This window comes from Mycobacterium sp. 852002-51613_SCH5001154, from assembly GCF_001667425.1.
In the GTDB taxonomy this organism is placed as follows: domain Bacteria; phylum Actinomycetota; class Actinomycetes; order Mycobacteriales; family Mycobacteriaceae; genus Mycobacterium.
In genome coordinates, this window is sequence record NZ_LZII01000083.1 from 192,801 (window position 1) to 209,384 (window position 16,584).

17 protein-coding genes and 1 pseudogene are annotated in these 16,584 nt (G+C 64.7%); 7 read left to right on the forward strand and 11 right to left on the reverse strand.

Annotation, left to right across the window (positions count from 1 at the left end; genetic code table 11):
• Nucleotides 1-76 precede the first annotated feature (76 nt).
• Entirely contained in the window at nucleotides 77-634 is a 558-nt protein-coding gene (locus A5750_RS22755; protein ID WP_156664394.1) for a hypothetical protein, read from the forward strand.
• A gap of 32 nt (nucleotides 635-666) precedes the next feature.
• Here the strand turns inward: A5750_RS22755 and A5750_RS22760 are convergent, their stop codons facing one another.
• From A5750_RS22760 to A5750_RS22775, 4 genes and pseudogenes are all read right to left on the reverse strand, one after another.
• Nucleotides 667-2,223: a hypothetical protein gene (locus A5750_RS22760; protein WP_067265878.1), complete on the reverse strand. Its 1,557-nt coding sequence runs from the start codon at nucleotides 2,221-2,223 to the stop codon at nucleotides 667-669.
• 341 nt (nucleotides 2,224-2,564) lie between these two features.
• On the reverse strand, nucleotides 2,565-3,227 hold the full coding sequence (locus tag A5750_RS22765) for an NAD(P)-dependent oxidoreductase (protein WP_067265880.1): 663 nt from the start codon (nucleotides 3,225-3,227) through the stop codon (nucleotides 2,565-2,567).
• 119 nt (nucleotides 3,228-3,346) lie between these two features.
• Nucleotides 3,347-3,814: a MarR family winged helix-turn-helix transcriptional regulator gene (locus A5750_RS22770; RefSeq protein ID WP_066952650.1), complete on the reverse strand. Its 468-nt coding sequence runs from the start codon at nucleotides 3,812-3,814 to the stop codon at nucleotides 3,347-3,349.
• 321 nt (nucleotides 3,815-4,135) lie between these two features.
• Nucleotides 4,136-4,941: pseudogene (locus A5750_RS22775) on the reverse strand (DUF1906 domain-containing protein).
• Nucleotides 4,942-5,193: 252 nt separating this feature from the next.
• On the opposite strand from A5750_RS22775, the gene A5750_RS22780 reads away from it, so the two are divergent.
• Genes A5750_RS22780 through A5750_RS22790 form a run of 3 tightly spaced genes read left to right on the forward strand, consistent with a single transcriptional unit; the run spans nucleotide 5,194 to nucleotide 7,562 of the window.
• Entirely contained in the window at nucleotides 5,194-6,159 is a 966-nt protein-coding gene (locus tag A5750_RS22780) for a metal-dependent hydrolase (protein WP_067265882.1), read from the forward strand.
• On the forward strand, nucleotides 6,156-6,344 hold the full coding sequence (locus tag A5750_RS22785; protein ID WP_066952253.1) for a ferredoxin: 189 nt from the start codon (nucleotides 6,156-6,158) through the stop codon (nucleotides 6,342-6,344). Before A5750_RS22780 ends, A5750_RS22785 begins: the two co-directional genes overlap by 4 nt.
• 3 nt (nucleotides 6,345-6,347) lie before the next feature.
• Nucleotides 6,348-7,562: an NAD(P)/FAD-dependent oxidoreductase gene (locus A5750_RS22790; protein ID WP_067265885.1), complete on the forward strand. Its 1,215-nt coding sequence runs from the start codon at nucleotides 6,348-6,350 to the stop codon at nucleotides 7,560-7,562.
• Nucleotides 7,563-7,602: 40 nt separating this feature from the next.
• Here A5750_RS22790 and A5750_RS22795 read toward each other — a convergent pair whose 3' ends face one another.
• Nucleotides 7,603-8,544, reverse strand: a complete 942-nt coding sequence (locus A5750_RS22795) for an NADP-dependent oxidoreductase (RefSeq protein WP_066952652.1) — start codon at nucleotides 8,542-8,544, stop codon at nucleotides 7,603-7,605.
• 135 nt (nucleotides 8,545-8,679) lie between these two features.
• Here A5750_RS22795 and A5750_RS22800 point away from each other — a divergent pair, with 135 nt between their 5' ends.
• Complete coding sequence (locus A5750_RS22800; RefSeq protein ID WP_066952257.1) at nucleotides 8,680-9,165, forward strand: MarR family winged helix-turn-helix transcriptional regulator; 486 nt, start codon at nucleotides 8,680-8,682, stop codon at nucleotides 9,163-9,165.
• Nucleotides 9,166-9,167: 2 nt separating this feature from the next.
• On the opposite strand, the gene A5750_RS22805 is transcribed toward A5750_RS22800, so the two are convergent.
• Nucleotides 9,168-9,458 (reverse strand): hypothetical protein, encoded by a 291-nt coding sequence (locus tag A5750_RS22805; protein WP_156659456.1) that lies wholly within the window; start codon nucleotides 9,456-9,458, stop codon nucleotides 9,168-9,170.
• A 264-nt stretch (nucleotides 9,459-9,722) separates the two neighbouring features.
• Between A5750_RS22805 and A5750_RS22810 the strand changes: the two genes are divergently transcribed.
• Nucleotides 9,723-9,917 (forward strand): long chain fatty acid-CoA synthetase Faa4p, encoded by a 195-nt coding sequence (locus A5750_RS22810; protein WP_067265899.1) that lies wholly within the window; start codon nucleotides 9,723-9,725, stop codon nucleotides 9,915-9,917.
• A gap of 344 nt (nucleotides 9,918-10,261) precedes the next feature.
• Entirely contained in the window at nucleotides 10,262-11,002 is a 741-nt protein-coding gene (locus tag A5750_RS22815; RefSeq protein WP_067265905.1) for an SDR family NAD(P)-dependent oxidoreductase, read from the forward strand.
• Here A5750_RS22815 and A5750_RS22820 read toward each other — a convergent pair.
• The 5 genes from A5750_RS22820 to A5750_RS22835 all read right to left on the reverse strand — a co-directional run bounded on the left by A5750_RS22820 (nucleotide 10,999) and on the right by A5750_RS22835 (nucleotide 16,554).
• A complete protein-coding gene (locus A5750_RS22820) occupies nucleotides 10,999-13,827 on the reverse strand; it encodes an RND family transporter (protein ID WP_066952265.1) in 2,829 nt (942 codons plus the stop codon). The two genes, A5750_RS22815 and A5750_RS22820, sit on opposite strands and share 4 nt — an antisense overlap.
• The gene (locus A5750_RS22825; RefSeq protein ID WP_066952267.1) at nucleotides 13,824-14,222 is read right to left on the reverse strand and encodes an MmpS family transport accessory protein; all 399 of its coding nucleotides are present in this window, start codon (nucleotides 14,220-14,222) and stop codon (nucleotides 13,824-13,826) included. The genes A5750_RS22820 and A5750_RS22825 overlap by 4 nt, the downstream gene beginning before the upstream one ends.
• Nucleotides 14,223-14,441: 219 nt before the next feature.
• The gene (locus A5750_RS22830; RefSeq protein ID WP_369828621.1) at nucleotides 14,442-14,879 is read right to left on the reverse strand and encodes a hypothetical protein; all 438 of its coding nucleotides are present in this window, start codon (nucleotides 14,877-14,879) and stop codon (nucleotides 14,442-14,444) included.
• Between the two features lie 15 nt (nucleotides 14,880-14,894).
• On the reverse strand, nucleotides 14,895-15,071 hold the full coding sequence (locus A5750_RS26185; RefSeq protein WP_197505506.1) for a hypothetical protein: 177 nt from the start codon (nucleotides 15,069-15,071) through the stop codon (nucleotides 14,895-14,897).
• 25 nt (nucleotides 15,072-15,096) lie between these two features.
• The gene (locus A5750_RS22835) at nucleotides 15,097-16,554 is read right to left on the reverse strand and encodes a hypothetical protein (RefSeq protein WP_066952269.1); all 1,458 of its coding nucleotides are present in this window, start codon (nucleotides 16,552-16,554) and stop codon (nucleotides 15,097-15,099) included.
• Between the last annotated feature and the right edge of the window lie 30 nt (nucleotides 16,555-16,584).

A 16,584-nucleotide genomic window follows, 5' to 3' on the forward strand; every position in this document is an offset into this window, starting at 1 on the left:
CAAGGCACCACCGCCAACCTGGATGCGCCGCCGGATCGGCGGACATCAAGCCGCACAGGCCGATAGCCTCGGCTCCGTGGACCTCGCCAACGTCGTTATCAGCGGAATTAGCGCCTTCGTCGCCGTCGCGTCGGCCATCGCAGCAGCGGTGTCGGCCGTGCGATCCCGCGAAGCCAAGCGGATCGCCGAGGAGAAGCGGGACGAGGCGGTTGGTGCTGCGATCAAGGCGGCGTCGGCCACCGACCGCATTGCAGCAGTGCAGGAGTCGCGGCTGACCGTCGAGGATTCAGCACAGGCGTTCAGCGTCGTGATCGTTCCGGCTCCGATCAAGGGAGGTCGGTCGGGCTGGCACGTCCTAAATGACAGCGACCAGCCGGTGACGCGGGTAGCGGTGAGCAGCGCCACGGGCGCGAAGATTCAGGTCTACAACAACGACCTGACGCAATTCGAGAAGTACGTCGAGCACACGCTCGCCGGACATTCACACTCACAGTTGCGGTTTCGGCCCACCGACGCAGACGGTGCGAGGACAGACCCCGCCGAGGTCGAACGGATGGTGCTGCGATTCACCGACGCGCGTAACCAGACGTGGGAGCGCGTCGGTGCCCAGGCACCGAGGCTCATCGACCCATAACCTGCACGGAGTGCAGTATCGGGCGTCGGAATTCAGTCCCAGCGGAACAACTGTCGGTAGAGCGCCTCGGTTGGGTGTGGTTCTGGTCGATGTCCGGTGTCGGTGACCTTGCCGAGCAGTTCGACGGCGTTGGGCGCGTCGACCGGCTTCATGCACATGATCAGATACGTGAACAGGTCGATGTACTCCAGGCTGGCCCTGAACAGCTCGACAGCAGTGGTGGCGACTTCGGCCACGGTCGTTGGCTGGCCGAAGATCGCGCTAGGGGGTGTCGTCCGCCAGACCCCGAGGCGGTCGACTAGTTCCTGGGTCAGCTCGACGTCTGTCTGGCCGAGGTCGATCGCGATGGCCTGGCTGTTGCCGTAGGCCCGGTTGGTGAATGCCCCCGTGGGCAGGACGGCATCGTGGATGCGGTTGCGGAGCTGGGAGCAGGCGAACGCGAACCGCTGCAACTCGCGCAACCGGGTGAGTTGGGACGCGCCGGGATAGTGGGGGCCCACGTAGTCATCGAGCGTTTTGGCCGAGTGCAGCGACTTGCGCAAGTCTCGACCCGAGGCCGGATTCAGCCAGCGCACGAACGCGCGACCGTAGCCATCGAATACCGCCATCAGGTACAGCAGTTCGCGGTCGAATGCCTCGCTGACGAACTCGATGGTGTCCGCTGACGGTGTGGCTTCGTGCCCGTTGGTTCGGCTCAGTGCGGCGATCACCTCATCGAGTGCCCGAGCGGCGCGGCGGATTCGTATCCGGATGGTCTCGATCTCTGCGAGTGCCCGATTGTCCCCGAGTTGTGCGGCGACGAGGCGGAACATGTCGAGCCAGCCGACCAGGCTGGCCAGCCCGATGTCGTACATCTCTTTTATCGACGGGGGTTCCATCTTCTCGGTGACATTGCCAAATGTCGCGCTGTACCGATATTCGGCGGCGATCCGGTTTCCAGTCATTCGCAGGTAGTGGCCGAAGACGGGGTGCAAATCATCGGGGGTGACCGAGGTGACGATGTCGTTGTCGCCCACATCGGCCCGGCCCACCGTCGGCGTGAGCGAGACCACTACGTCGGTGCCGAGCCCGAATCCGGCAGAAGCGAGCACCGCGCCGCGAATTCGGTCATCACGGCTCAGATCGGTCGCCGTCGCGTTCTGCGCATCGAACAAAGCGTAGATATCGAAGAAGTGGCACTTGCGCCATCCCCGCCGCTCCTCGCCACGCATGGTCGAGACGCTGAACTCCACCGAGTCCAGGAAGCGACCCGCACTCTGCGGGTCGGTGTAGTGGACGACGTAATGCTCCTCGACCTCGCACGCCTCTTTCCAGGCGGTGGGCAGTGCGGCGTCATCGTCCTCGAACACCATCAACATCGGGGTAACGACATCGCGACGGAGAACATGCACCAAGTCCTCGTAGTCCGCTGGCTGCGGGCCGAGCGTGCGTAGGTCGAGTCCAACTACCAAGGGCCGTGTCGCGGGCGTGATCGGGAACAGCTGCGGATGCTCCTTGGCGACGGCGCGCGCGTAGCGGACGAATTTCGAGTGCGGACCGTCCGAAGGGATCACCAGAGGCGTCTGGGCGGCGGCGTTGGTCGGGGTCATGTTTCTGATTGTCGCGTGCGCCAGTGACACCTGCGGCGCTCCGCCGACTGCGCGCGAACACCGTTCGGTGTGTCCTAGCCGTGTCCTAACTCTCTCGATCACAGGCAAATACGGGCTAGACAGATCAGTACGAACCGGACTCGGCAACCTGGACGTACGCGCACGGTGTGGACTCTGGGACATGCGCCAGCACAGCCAGTTTCACCCTGGCAGTGTGGGGGTCAGGGGTTCGAGTCCCCTTAGCTCCACCAAAAATTCGGTGGCAATCCCGTCCGCGCCCCGGGGTTTTTCAACGGCTGCTGGAAACCCGCCCGAGATGCCGCGCAAATGGCGGGGCCGTATCAGCCTCGGGTATTCCAGACAAGCGGCGCTTGGTGGATCCAGGTGCCGTTTTCGACGGTGTCAACCAGGAAAGCGGCGAGGTCGGCGCGGTTGATCCGGGTGCCGGGCTTTTCGGTGCCGGCCTCCGCGGCCCGCACGGGGCCGCGGGCCGGCTTGTCGGTGAGGGCGACTGCTCTGGCGAGAGTCCAGTCGGTCTCGGAGGCGCGCACGATCTTGTCGACGCCGTTGTGGTCGACGAAGCCGGCCTTGATGTTGGAGATGTTGATTAAGAACCTAGCCATCGGGTTGCGGCGAGCCCAGTCGTCGCCCGCGCCCATGGTGGAGTTGATGACGATCCGGTGGATGTTCTGCTCGCCCATCACGGTCAAGACGTTGCGGGTCGCGTCGGTCATGAACATTGGCGGGCTGACGGGCTTGGCCCAGGGATTGTCCGAGGCGCGCGAGTTGTTGAGAGTGCTGATCACCGCGTCGGTACCCTGGGCGGCCTTGCGGATGTCATCAATATTGGAGGGCGTGCCCGCGATGAGCTCCACGCCAGCCGGGGCGCAGACGGCGTCGGGGTTTCGCACCAGTGCACGAACGCGGTGACCGCGTGTGGCGGCGTGCGTGAGCACATGGACCCCGGTGCGACCGCTGCCTCCAAGGACAAGCAGATTCGTCATTGTTCTCCTGGAGTTCATAGTTGCAGTTACTTCGTGGGTCTATGACCGTGGCGATCAAGCTGGCGTCAGGTGTTCCAAGTGACTAGTGCCGGTTCCATATGCTCGTCTCAACGGGCGCGCTATCCGGTGGTGGCCTGCGCGAGCAGTGCGGCGTTTTCATTGAGTCGTTGAATGATCGGCCCGGCGACGTACATGGCAAGCCGTAGCGCCTCTTGATCGCTCTCAGAGAGCGTCGCCAAGAGGGCGGCGAGCTTCTCGCTGTCTTCGTTGCGTAGCCGGCGCAACAGATCTCGTGCACTCTCAGTGACATTGATGATGGTTGCGCGGCCGTCTGCTGGATCGGCCACGCGAGCCACCAAGTTGCGGCGGTCAAGGCGCTGGATCAACTGGGTCATTGCCGGCTGGCTCACGTGGATGGCCTCGGAAAGCGTAGTGAGCCGAGTTGGGCCTTCAAGGCTTAACGTGTGCAACACCTCCATCGCGGACACGCTGAGCTCGTCGCGATTGAGGAAGTGACGCATTGCCAGTAGCGCAGCCTGTCGGACGGCTTCGGCGATCCTGTCTATGCCGTCTTCCGACTTGGCCATACTTTGAATATACATCATAACACTATGTATTGGCTCGCGGTGCTATACGTCCTCTCGTCGTCGAGTGAGTCCTAGCGACTCGCGAAATCTGATGACACGGTCGGCCAGTCATGCGAACCTGCAGGTGAATTAAGTCGGTGCCACTAAACGCCGCGACATCTTCCAGGGCGGGCCCCGATCGCATCACCGCCGGGCCCGCGGTCCCCGTTAATTGCGTGCGTTATATATCGCGACCGCCTCTACATCACGAACTTTCCGGATGTCGGCGAGGCCAAGGCGATCGCCGCGTCGGCGAACTCCTCGTCTGTGGTCGGCGCGGGTTCACCGATGCAGGTTCCACTGGCCGCAATCCGCGGCGAGGACGTCGTTGACGTCGACTTGCAGCCCCCCGACTTCGGGACCTGGGTTCGACGGCGTGCTCACCACGCGTTGGTAGAGGACAGCGGCAGGGTCGACCTTGCCGCCCGACCACGCCTTGGTTTGCCAGGCCCACCGATGGCCGGGGGTGCGCGAATTGCCGATCACCCCGTCGGCGGCGGCCCACTGGCGCACACATCGATACCACCGTAGACGCCGGTGCGCTGCACTCCCAGCACCGAATTGATTCCGCGGAACCACTTGAGCGCCAGGTTGTTCCAGGTGTCGTGGTTGATGTCTTCGTCGATGCTGAAGAAGATCGGGGCGCTCTGGCCACCACCCGCCGCGGTATGCAGGCCCCAGGCGGTGCGCGCATCGGCCACGCCGCCCTCGAACCCACGCCTGAAGTCCGATGGTGCCGTCCCGCCCGGCTTGCCGTATTGGTAATTGCTGACGATCATCAGCCCGGCAGCGGTCAGCTGCTCGGCGTAAGACCGCGTGATCGGCTTGGCGCCCATGGACGAGCCGGGACGCGATAGCGAGACGTAGTTGATCACCCCGGAGTACCCCGCAGCCCGGATGTGGTCGGCTGGAATCTGGCGCGTGGCGAAGTCGATCAGCCGGAGGGGGGCGGCAGCCCGCGCAGGGACGGCGACACTGGTCGACGCCGCGTACAACCCTGGCAGTGCCGCCATCGTGATGGCGTAGAGCAACACGTCGCGCCGGGGGAGAGGGCGCGACCGCTGCGCACTCGCCGACAAGTCCTGCATCGCGTGATGTTAAATTTGTGACTTTTGTCACCATAAGTGGCGCTTCGCAGTCGATCCGAATCGGTTTCTACGGTTCACCGTGTCGAGTCAACGGCGCCCGGGCAAGCCGACATCCGGCTCGGCAGCGAACTCTCAGAAACCTCGTACCGCCGGTACGCATAACCCGCCGCGCGCGTGGGTACGCGGCCGAGTGAACGGTTGTTCGCAGAGAATCGACGCCCGCATGGCCTGTAGGCGGGAGGGAGCTTCTGAATGCCCGAGGTCCAACTTCACCACGAGGGACACCCCATGTATCGCCGGATGGTCCGGTTCGATTGGTCGGAGACGCCGCTGCACTGGGTGCCCGACGATCCGTTCTCGACGCACATGATCAACGTCCTGCACCTGCTGCTGCCCGAGGGCGAGCGCCACTTCATCAAGGCCGTCCTCGAGGCGTCGTCGCTGGTCGATGACCCGGAGTTGGAGGCGGCGATCAAGCCGTTCATCCAGCAGGAGTCCTGGCATGCGTGGGCGCACCAGGTGGTGCTCGACCACCTCGCCGAGCAGGGCATCGACACCAAGCCGTACACCGATCGGCTCGGGAGGCTGTTGTCGATGACGCTGGGCGACCCGCCGAAGTGGTTTCCGCCGGCCATGAAGCGGTGGTGGCTGTATCGGCGGCTGGCCGACGTGGCCGCGCTGGAACATTACACCGCGATGTTGGGCCAGTGGGTGCTGACGAACCGAGGTCTGGACTACGCGAAGGCCGACCCCATGATGCTTGACCTGCTGCGTTGGCATGGCGCCGAGGAGGTCGAGCACCGCTCGCTGGTCTTCGACGTCTACCAGCACGTCTCCGGGAGCTACTTGATCAGGGCGTTCTCGATGCTGTTCGTCTCGCCGCTGTTCATCGGCTGGTGGGTCGCGGGGGCTCGTTACCTGATGGCCCAAGACCCCACCATCGACCGCAAGTGGCGCTTGCGGGACTGGCTCTGGGCCGCTCGCGAGTACCGGTTGCCTGGCCCCTGGAAGCTGATGGTGACCACGCCCATGAGGTACATGCGGCCCAGCCATCATCCGAACGACGAGGCGTCCACGCAGATGGCGATCGACTACCTGGCGTATTCGCCGGTGGCCAAGGCCGCCCGGGAGCGGGCGCGATCCCAAGGAAAGTCGCCGGATCAAACTGACGGGATCGAGACGTCCGGCAACGGAGCGCGAAAGGCGAAGGTGCGATGAAGGTTTCGGTGGATCTCGACACCTGCGATGGCAACGGCGTGTGCATGAGCATCTGCCACGAGGTGTTCGACGTGCGCGAGGACGGTCTGCACGTGCTGCAGGACGAGCCGCCCGAGGAGCTGCGCCAGCAGTTGATCGGCGCCGAGGTGTCCTGTCCGACGCAGGCGATCACGGTGAAGGGCTGAGCAATGCCGAGTCGCCAGCTGAAAGAAGTTGTCGTCGTCGGGGCGGGTGTCGCCGGGACGCGCGCGGCGGAGACGCTGCGGCAGGAAGGCTACGACGGTGCCCTGACGATCGTTGGCGCCGAACGCCAAGCCCCTTACCATCGCCCGCCGTTGTCGAAGAAGCTGTTGACCGGCAAGGTGCACCGGGCCGGCGTCGATCTGGCGCCGCAATTCGACATGGAAGCGCGCGTCTTGCGTGGCGCGTCGGCTCTTAACTTGGACATGTCCTCGCGCACCATCCACGTGCGCGACGACGGCGAAGAACTTGCCTTGCCGTTCGACGGACTGGTGATCGCCAGCGGTGCGGTGCCACGCGAATGGCCGGGCGGTTCGGTTCCCGACGGGGTGCTGCTGCTGCGCACCGTGGAGGACTGCCTGGCGATCCGGGACCGGCTGGGTTCGCGGCCGCGGGTGGTGGTCGTCGGCGGCGGGTTCATCGGTGCCGAGGTCGCCGCGAGTTGCCGGTCAATGGATTTGGACGTGGTGCTGATCGAAAAGGCTAGCAGCCCAATGGTTTCCGCGCTGGGTGAGGAGCTGGCGTCGCGCTGGGCCGACCTGCACCGGCAACGCGGCGTGGACCTGCGGGTGGGCGTGGGCGTCGACGGATTCGTGGGCGACGGTCGGGTGGAGGGTGTTCGGCTCACCGACGGCTCGCAGGTTGCGGCCGACCTCGTCATCGTCGGACTCGGCGTCACCCCGGCCACCGACTGGCTGGACGGCTCCGGATTGCGCGTCGACGACGGGGTGATCTGTGACGCCTGCGGTGTCGCCGACGGCAGCACTGCGGACGTCCCGGTTGTTGCGGCCGGTGACGTCGCGCGCTGGTGGCACCCGCTGTACGAGCGGCACCTGCGTACCGAGCACTGGGAGGACGCCGGCCGCCAGGGTGCGGCCGCCGCCCGGACCCTGCTGGCCGGGCCGCAGGACGCTGAACCCAATGACGAGGCGCCGTACTTCTGGTCCGATCAATATGATGTCAAGCTGCAGATGCTGGGCGTGCCAACCGATTACGACTCCGTCGAAATCATCGAAGGCGATCCCCGCTCGTGGGAGTTCGTCGCCGCGTACGGGCGCGGCGGTCACACCATCGCGGTGCTCGGGACCGTCGCCGGCCGGGTTTATGCCTACCGCGATGCCATCGAGAAGCGAGCCGAGTTTCCGCCGAGCCGAGCGGGATAGCGAGGGCGGACATTCGCTATCGCGCCCGATCGGCCGAACCTCACAGCCCAGGAACCAGGATCGTCTTTCCCGGCAGGCGATTGGCGTCGGAGTCATCGTGCACGGCTGCCGCGTCGGTCAGCGAGCGGCGGTCGGCGACGTCGATCACCAGTTGTCCGGCATCGACCCGGCTGACGAGTTCTCCCAGCTGCGCGGCGTCGCTGCGGACGAAAACGCGCTGCGCCCGCACCCGCCGCGCCGGGTCCTCCTCTCCCGACGTCATGGTGCCGAGATAAAACCCACCGTCGGCGACCAGACCGACGAGGGCCGCGGTCTGCTCCGGTGCGGTACTGACCAGATTCAGCACCACGTCGAAGGGCTGCCCGGCGACGGCGAGCGGGGTGGCCGCGTAGTCGATGTAGTCGATGATTTGGTCGGCCCCGTGGCGCCGCAGGCGGTTCTCGCTGCGGGCCGAGGCGGTCGCGGTGACGACGGCTCCGGCCTGCTTGGCCAGTTGAACCGCGTAGCCGCCGACCGCTCCACCCGCCCCGTTGACCAGCACCGACTGGCCCGCCCGGAGTTCGGCGATTTCGAGCAACGCCTGCCACGCGGTCAAGCCGACGGTCGGCAGCGCGGAGGCATCGGCCAGCGGCACCGACTTCGGCGCGGCGGTCAGCACCTCGGCCGGTGCGAGCGCGTACTCGGCGGCAGCGCCGGGGGCATCCAGCGGAAGCATCCCGACGACGGCGTCGCCAACCTTCCAGCCGGTCACCCCCTCGCCGAGCCCGGCGATGGTGCCGGCAACGTCGACGCCCGGGGTGTGCGGGAAGGAGATGGCGTACACCTCGGACAGGTAGCCGCCGCGGATGCCGGCATCGACGGGGTTGAACGAGGTGGCGGCCACCTGCACCAGGACCTGGCCCGGGCCGGGCACCGGCCGCTGAACCTCCTCATACCGCAGAACGTCGCTTCCGCCGTAACGGTGATACTGCACAGCCTTCATGATCTCCTCCATTCGTAGGTGCTTCGAGATCGAAGCAGTTGCAGTCGGCATAACTTGTTTCGAAGTCAAAGCGATTCCGGACGGAGGAGTGACAACGGCCACATTGCTTCAAAGTCGAAGCATTATGATCGCGGCATGACGGAGTCGCTCAAGCCCCAGCAGATGCGCACGTACTTCGCCCTTATGGAGGGAGTCAGCCTGCTGCAGTACGCCGTGCAACGACAGTTACGGGCCGAGGGCGATCTCAGCTATGTGCAGTTCGAGATCTTGGCGAAACTCGCCGATGCCCAGCGCCGGTTGACCATGACCGAGCTGGCCGACGGCGTGGTCTACAGCCGCAGCGGTCTGACCCATCAGGCGGGTCTGTTGGAGGATGCGGGCCTCATCGATCGCGGAGCCAGCGACGCTGACCAGCGCGCCACGGTCGTCCGCATCACGGAGGCCGGCCACGCGCGGCTCGCCAAAGTCCTACCGGGCCATATCGACGTTGTTCGCGACCTGCTATTCGATGCGCTTTCCGGCGAGGACGTGCGCGCGCTCGGCGACATCATGGGTCGCGCCCGGGATCACATGCGTGCTCGACCCGCGCGCTCGGCCGCCTCGCGCAAACGCCGGCGCTGATCTCATCCGACCTTCGTCCACGGTGTGCAGCCGTGGGTAATGAACTTCGCCACCGCGGGTGCCGAGAGGTCCGCTGTGACCGGGGTAGTTTGGATCCCGCTGTCGGAGTTGATCAGTCTTCCATCGCTGGTCCACGTGGTGAAGACACAGGCCGCTCGGTAGTCGCCGGGTTCGGCGTGGGCGACGTAGGTGCCATAGGGGAGTTGGGCGGGTACCGCGTAGGAGCCGGGCCCATAGCCGCCGTCCGCATGCGCCGACGGGGCGGCAAGACTGCCGATTATCAACGCGGACACGGCACTCGCCGCGAGTTCAGGCGCCTGGACCAGTCGCATAAGCACAAACATTAAGTGCCGGCGACGGCTTGGTGGAGAGTGCGCATCGGTTGCGTGCCAGTCTGACTGGCCGATTAGGTTTTCGTCTGAATGCGCATTACTCTTGCCCGCGGTTCTGATTGCGACTCTCCGAAAGCAGCCATGCCCATTCAGCCCACCCTGCTGCGCCGACAGTCACTGCGCAGCGCCCGTGCACATCGGGCCGCTCCCCGTGTGAAGTGCCCCATGGTCGGCCAGTGCTTCGATATCGAAATCACGCGTGACGCTGACGGGTGGATGATCCGGATTCCCGAGATCAGCAGGATCACGCGGACCGGCCGCCGGGGTGCGGTGGAACTGGCGGCGCGCGAATGCATTGCGACCTGGACCGGCATCCCCATCGGCTATGTCGCCGTTCATGTCATCAGCGAGACCGAATAGCGGCGGACCCGGCCCTGGCCTCATCTTGGCCAAGGTGTATCCCGCGCGTGATCGCGCCGCGACGGTGACGCACAACGCTCATCATCATGACGGTGCTCGCGGCAGTCGCCGCGTTGACGGTGGCGATGTGTGTCGGCTATTACTTCGGCCGACGCGCGGGGGCGAGGCCGCCAAGCTGGAGAAGGCGAACGAGCAGGGTGGCCCTGGGGCGGCTCGCGATCAGTCTGCTCGTGTTGTTAACCGCGCGCCGGGCAATGACCTTGTGGGGGCCAAGATTTGTTGCTCCCCTCGGGCTGCTGCGGGGTGGCGTTGCTCGGATGCGGTATTGAGCGAGACGGACTGATATGTCAACGCTGGAGGGCAAGGTCGCCCTGGTGACCGGAGCGTCGTCGGGCCTCGGCGCCGAGACGGCTCGGCTGTTCTCCCGCGAGGGCGCAACGGTTTTCGGTATTGGCCGCGATACCGCACGTTTGGCCGAGGTATTCGCCGACGTCCAAGATGGTTCCTACGCATCAGTCGACGTTTCCTCTGCGCAGGCCTGCCGCGACGCGGTCGAGCAGTGCGTGCGCGAGTTGGGCGGACTCGACGTCCTGGTCAACGTCGCCGGCCACCACCAGATGCGTCGGACGGAGTCAATGACCGATGAGGACTGGGCGCACGATCTTGCGGTGAATCTGAACGGGCCGTTCTACCTGTGCCGGGCCGCGCTGCCGCACCTGCTGGAGCGGGGCGGCAACATCGTCAACGTCGGCTCCATCGCCGGTGTCGAAGGCCAGGCGTACTCGGCGGGCTACTGCGCCGCCAAGCACGGCCTGATCGGACTTACCCGCGCCCTGGCGGTGGAGTACACCGCGGATCGCTTACGCGTCAACGCAATATGCCCGGGTGGGATGCTCACACCGCAGATCGAACATTTCAGTGCGCCGGACAATCCCAACTACGACCTGATCATGCGCACCGCCTCGCCACGCGGCATGATGCAGCCCCTCGATGTCGCGAACGTGATCGCCTTCCTGGCCAGCGATGCCGCCGCGGCCGTGCACGGCGCCGTCTATCGGGTCGACAACGGCAAGGGCGCCGGCTAGCGCGCGACCGCCGGACGGCTGCGGACCAGGGTTGGCCACCAGAACCACGGCCCAAGGATCCGCAGGATGCACGGCACGACGAACGAACGCACGATCAGGGTGTCGAGCAGCAGGCCGATGCACACGGTCGAACCCACCTGGCCGATCGTCCTGAGGTCGCTGGTGAGCATCGCCAGCATGGTGAAGGCGAAGACCAGACCCGCGGATGTCACCACCCCGCCCGTGCTGCCGAGCGCGCGGATCAGACCGGTGTGGATTCCGCCGTGCAGCTCCTCTTTGACCCTGTTGATCAGCAGCAGGTTGTAGTCCGACCCGACTGCCACCAGGATGATGAACGTCAGCGGTAGGACGAGCCAGTGCAGGTGCAGGCCGATCAGGTGCTGCCAGACAAGTATGGACAGGCCGAACGCGCCGGCGTAGGAGAAGGCCACGGTGCCCGGAATCACCAAGGCCGCCACCAGACTTCGCGTGATGAACATCATGATCAAGAAGATCAGCACGAAGGCGGCGATCGCCGCGATCATCAGGTCGGACATCGCGTATTCCTTGATGTCCTTGTCGTTGGCCCCCGAACCGCCGATGTAGATCCGCGCGCCGGCCAACGAGGTCTCTTTGAGGATCGTCTTTATCGCGTCGGGGAACTGTTCGACGTGCTCCACGCCTTCCGGGCCCATGGCGTCGCCCTCGTGGGTGACGATGAACCGGGCCGCCTTGCCATCCGGCGACATCATCAACTTCATCCCCGTCTTGACATCGTCGTTGTCGAAGCCCTCATGCGGGATGTAGAAGAAGTCGTCGCTGCGGGACTTGTCGAAGTCGTTGCCGACGTTGATCAGATCATCGAATGTCTGCTCGGTCTGGGTGGTCTGCAGATCGGCGGATCCGTAACTGTTGACCAACTTCGACTGCAGTGCCTCGGTATCGTCCGCGGTGGCTTTCAGTTGGGCGATGATCTGCGGGAAAGTCTTGTCCACCTCCTGCAGAGACACTTTCGCGTCCGCGATGTCGTCGGCCAACTTGTCGATTTGATCGATGGTCTCGAACAGGGAGCGGAACGTCCAGCAGATGGGGATGTCGAAACAGTGTCTCTCCCAATAGAAGTAGCTCTTGATCGGCCGGAAGAAATCGTCGACGTTCGAGACTTCGTCCCTGATGTCGTCGCTGACCCTTTGGAGGTCTTCGACGGTGAGTACCGTCTGGTGCAGTTCGTCGGACACCTTTTGGAAGAAGCCGACCTCTTTGCGTAAGACCGCGACGGAGTGCGCCTGAATCTCGGCTTGCGCGTCGGTGTTGGCGTTTTGCTCCCTGTTGAACGGGAGTTGTTGGCCGTTGCCGCTGCCCTGCGTGGTGAATAGGTACGGAATGCTGGCGTGCTCGAGCGCTCGGCCCAAGGGCCGCGTCATGCCTTGCACCATCGCCACGCCGTGCAGGCGAATCAGGGCCCGCGCGACGCGGTCCAGCGAGATGAAGTCGGCCGAGTTGCGCATGTCGTGATCGGTTTCGACCATCAGCATCTCGGAGAACAGCTTGCTTTTGGGGAAGTGCCGATCCGCCGCTTGGAAGCCGAGATTGGCGGGTGCACTGGCCGGCTGGTATTGCCGATCGTCGTAGTTCTGCCGGTACGTCGGCACGAAGATCGCCCCGAGCATGACGACCGCGGAACTGGCCACCAGGATCGGCACCGGCCACCGCACCACGCTCGCCCCGATCCGCCTATACAGATATCCCTTGGCGTTGGTCCTCGGGTCGAACATCCCGAACAGGCTGCCGACGGTCAGCGCCGCCGGGCCCAGCGTCATCGCCGCCGCGATGGTGAACAGCATGGTGATCGCGACGGCCGGCCCCATGGTGTGGAAGTAGTTAAGGCGCGCGAACGTCAAGCAATAACATGCGCCCGCGATCGTCAGGCCGGAGCCGATGATGATGGGCGCGACACCCTGGTACGCGATGTAGAAACTGTCCTCCCGGCTTTCGCCCGCCTGTCGCGCTTCGTGATACCGGCCCATCAAGAAGATGCCGTAATCGGTTCCCGCTCCCAGAGTTAGCGCGATGACGATGTTCACCGCGAACGACGAGAGTTCGATGTACCCGAGGTGACCGAGCGTGGACACGATGCCCTTCGCGACGAGCATTTCGATGAGCACCCCGAGCAGCGGCACCAACAGGGTTGAAGGAGCGCGATACACCAGCAGCAGCATCACCACGATGAGGCAGATCGTCACGATCGTGACGTTGTTGAGGCTGGCATTTGCGATGGCCAGCGTGTCCGAGGCCAGCGGAGCCGCGCCGCTGACGTAGACCTTGAGGCCGGGCGGCGGCGGGTCATTCTTGATCATGTCGCGGACGGCGTCCACGGATTGGTTGGCTTGAATCTGGCCGATGTCGCCTGCGAGACGCAACAGCACGTAAGTGCACTTGCCGTCGACGCTCTGTGCTCCGGCAGCGGTGAACGGCTTGCCCCACAGGTCCATCACGTATTGCACGTGCCGGGTGTCGTGCTGGAGGCGGCGCATCAGATCGTCGTAGTACCGGTGGTCGGCGTCTCCCAGCTGTCGGTTCGCCTCGAACACCACCATGGTCAAGTTGGTCGAGTTGGATTCGTGAAATTTTTCGCCGATGTGCAGCAGCGCCCGTTGTGAGGGCGCGTAATGCGGGACCATCGGTCCGGCGAGTTCTTCAGCGACCCGTTCCACTTGGGGCATAAAGGTGTTCGTGCTGACCGCGAGCAGGCCCCAAAACAAGATGATCGGTATCGCGAAAGCCCGGACCATCCTGGGGATGAACGGGCGCTTGACCCGGGGCTCGTCGAAACGGTGCTCGCTCATGCCGACTTGACCCTGCACTCAACGTCGGCGTCCTGATGGTCGTCCGTCTGTTCATCACGGACCACGCCGTCCACGAGCATTCGGCAACCCACCTGACCGCCGCGGACATGCACCGAGATGCTGCCGGACGCTACCGAGAGCGTGGTCGTCTCCGTGTGGGACCACGGCAGAGTTGTGATTTCAACCTGATGCGGATGGCCGTCGATGTCGATGTAGACGAGTTTCCCGCCCTGCGCGGCGGAGCCGAACACCTCATAGGTGATCCGTTTGAGGTTGAACTGCTCGGGAGCCTGCGGGCCATTGACCGTGATGACCGGTTCGGGTTCCGAGAACTGGTGCACCTTGTGCATGCAGAGCAGACCGACACCGACCGCGACCACGGTGACCAACGGCATCCAGGCTCGCTGCAAGACAGTCCTGCTGACTGAACGAGGACTCACTCGTTCATCTCCCCGAACCCCTCCTGACCTTGTGTTCGTTCCGTCCCCGACCGCCGTGCGCATGCGGCAAGACCAGGTGATATATCAATCTGGTTGATATGCCACGGTAAAGAGACTACTGCAAGCGGACCGCGGGCGCGATCTCGGTGTGCCGGACCTCGTCATGCGGGGCCCTTACGACGCGGTGGGCGCGCTGCGCAGGCGCCTCTTCAACCGTGCGCTACCGAGCAGGCGAAGGGCCAGGTTCGTGGAGGTCAACATGGGGATCACCCCGAGAAATGTCCGCTCGGACGGCGTCGCTCCGTGTAGGTGGTAAAGGCTGCCGAATACGTAAAAGCAACCAAGCATGAACAACGCGCCGGGGATGCAGAGCGCCATGAAGGAACTGCGATCGGCGACGATTTGCTTCGCGTAATCCAATTCTTCCGCCGACATCGGTTCGCCTTTGCGCAGTTTGCGCACGACCTCTTTGGCGCTCCCGATTTCCTCGCTTATCGGGGTGGTTGGTCGCCTCTCCATCCGCCGGACGAACACGGTGGCGATGGCGGCCAGCGTCAACGCCAGCCCTAAAGCGACGACGGTCAGCAGACCGAACAAGCCCTCAGTCACCATCGAACTCCTTCTGTGTCACCGCTTCCGGGTGTTGACGACGTCGCGGACGATCAGGCCCAACAGGACGGCCAGACCGAGCGGCACCAGAACCTTGAAGACGATTGAGGCGTGCGAGTAGAGCAACGCGTAAGCGATTGCCCCGATCGCCGCCATGACGAGCAGGATGCCGCGGTTGATCTTGTCGGTACTCATCGGTGAAAACCTTACTTCTGGGGCATCAGAACCCGAAGTCGCCGCCGCTGGAGTCCGAACCGCCGCCGCCGAAATCGGAGCCGCCGAAGTCGGATCCGCCGCCGGAGTCCCAGCCGCCGCCGAAGTCCACGTCGCCACCGCCGGAGTACGAGCCGTCGTTGCCCGCGAAGCTGGTGTCGCCGCCGGAATCATAGCCCCCACCGAACCCGACGTCGCCTTGCTGACTGTCGTAGCCGGTGCTTTGGCCGCCGTCGTAGTTGGCGTCCGCATACGCCGAGTCGCGGCCGGCCTCGAAGCCGCGGTCGTAGCTGCCGCCCCAATGGTCGTCCAGCAGCGCATCCATCAGCAGGACGTCGGTGAGCGCCCAACCCCAACCCGCGCCCCAGAATGCGTACGGGTAATAGCCGGGGTAGAAGAACATTCCGTTGTAGTAGCCACCCCCGTAGTAGTGCGGATAGCCGGGCTGCGGGGTGGTGCTGTAGTTGTTGTTGTTGATCGTCACGTACTCGCCGGTGTCGGGATTCTTCGCCCGTACCGAGGCCTGCTTGCGCTCGTCCCCGGGCACCGAGTCGACAGCGCCAACATTGGGCGCGGGGCGTCCGAGCTTCTGGTATGCCCTGGCCACCGTGGACTCCACTACTCGCAGGTGCGCCCTCGCCGCGCCGTAGTCGCCTGTCTCGTAGGCCTTTCGGGCGTCGTAGAGGCTGGCGTTGGCCTTCGTCGACTCTGCGCTGACGTCCGTTTCGCTGTTGGTGAGCACCGCGTTGTCGATGTCGGCGACACCGGATTCGGCGGTGATCAATTCCTGTTTGATCTGCTCGCGCTCGTCTGCATCCTTGCGGCGCTTGCGATTTCGGCTGACAGCGAACGAGACCAAGGCGACCACGCTCAACGCGACGGCAATGAAGACAAGCATGGTCCACAACCACGCCCAGCGGTCGGGGTTCTTGTGCACGACGGGGGAGGTGGTGGCCGCCGGTCCTCCGGAGGACACGTCCAGCCTGGTCAATTTGCTGACGAATTCACTCGTCGCGCCCTGCGGGTCGTTGCGGTGGCCCCTGGCTGACTGGCTCATGAACGGGTCGACGCTGTCTGCGATCGCCTTGGGCACGTTGTAGGCCCGCACGTGGTAGCCCTTGGAGTCGATGACGAGAATGATCCCGCTGAATGCCGGATTGCGTCCCAGGATGACGTTGTGGATGGCGTCCGGGGTGGTCACCCCGGTCTGACTGGGCGCGACGGCCGCCACCCAGATCGGTGGCGTGGAGCTCCACGTCCAGCGGCTGGTGAGGATCTGGTCGTTCAGCCTGTCCGGGTCCCGCAACGGCGGATTCGCCCCCGGGTCGGCCACCACGTGGGTCTGGGCGTTGAACTTGCCCACCAGCTGATCTGTGTAGGTGTCCGCCGAGGCGGACGGCGCGAGCAGCACCGCCAGCATCGCGGTCAGTGGGGCCAGTAAAAGCCCACGGAATCGTCGGGTCACTTTCCTCCTGCCAGGGGTCACGGTGTCGAT

Coding starts and splice junctions, on each gene's coding strand:
- A5750_RS22815 (WP_067265905.1), top strand. CDS start 10,262: ATGTCAACGCTGGAGGGCAAGGTCGCCCTGGTGACCGGAGCGTCGTCG.
- A5750_RS22810 (WP_067265899.1), top strand. CDS start 9,723: ATGGTCGGCCAGTGCTTCGATATCGAAATCACGCGTGACGCTGACGGG.
- A5750_RS22795 (WP_066952652.1), bottom strand. CDS start 8,544: ATGAAGGCTGTGCAGTATCACCGTTACGGCGGAAGCGACGTTCTGCGG.
- A5750_RS22830 (WP_369828621.1), bottom strand. CDS start 14,879: ATGGTGACTGAGGGCTTGTTCGGTCTGCTGACCGTCGTCGCTTTAGGG.
- A5750_RS26185 (WP_197505506.1), bottom strand. CDS start 15,071: ATGAGTACCGACAAGATCAACCGCGGCATCCTGCTCGTCATGGCGGCG.
- A5750_RS22780 (WP_067265882.1), top strand. CDS start 5,194: ATGCCCGAGGTCCAACTTCACCACGAGGGACACCCCATGTATCGCCGG.
- A5750_RS22825 (WP_066952267.1), bottom strand. CDS start 14,222: ATGCCGTTGGTCACCGTGGTCGCGGTCGGTGTCGGTCTGCTCTGCATG.
- A5750_RS22820 (WP_066952265.1), bottom strand. CDS start 13,827: ATGAGCGAGCACCGTTTCGACGAGCCCCGGGTCAAGCGCCCGTTCATC.
- A5750_RS22765 (WP_067265880.1), bottom strand. CDS start 3,227: ATGACGAATCTGCTTGTCCTTGGAGGCAGCGGTCGCACCGGGGTCCAT.
- A5750_RS22760 (WP_067265878.1), bottom strand. CDS start 2,223: ATGACCCCGACCAACGCCGCCGCCCAGACGCCTCTGGTGATCCCTTCG.
- A5750_RS22770 (WP_066952650.1), bottom strand. CDS start 3,814: ATGGCCAAGTCGGAAGACGGCATAGACAGGATCGCCGAAGCCGTCCGA.
- A5750_RS22800 (WP_066952257.1), top strand. CDS start 8,680: ATGACGGAGTCGCTCAAGCCCCAGCAGATGCGCACGTACTTCGCCCTT.
- A5750_RS22790 (WP_067265885.1), top strand. CDS start 6,348: ATGCCGAGTCGCCAGCTGAAAGAAGTTGTCGTCGTCGGGGCGGGTGTC.
- A5750_RS22785 (WP_066952253.1), top strand. CDS start 6,156: ATGAAGGTTTCGGTGGATCTCGACACCTGCGATGGCAACGGCGTGTGC.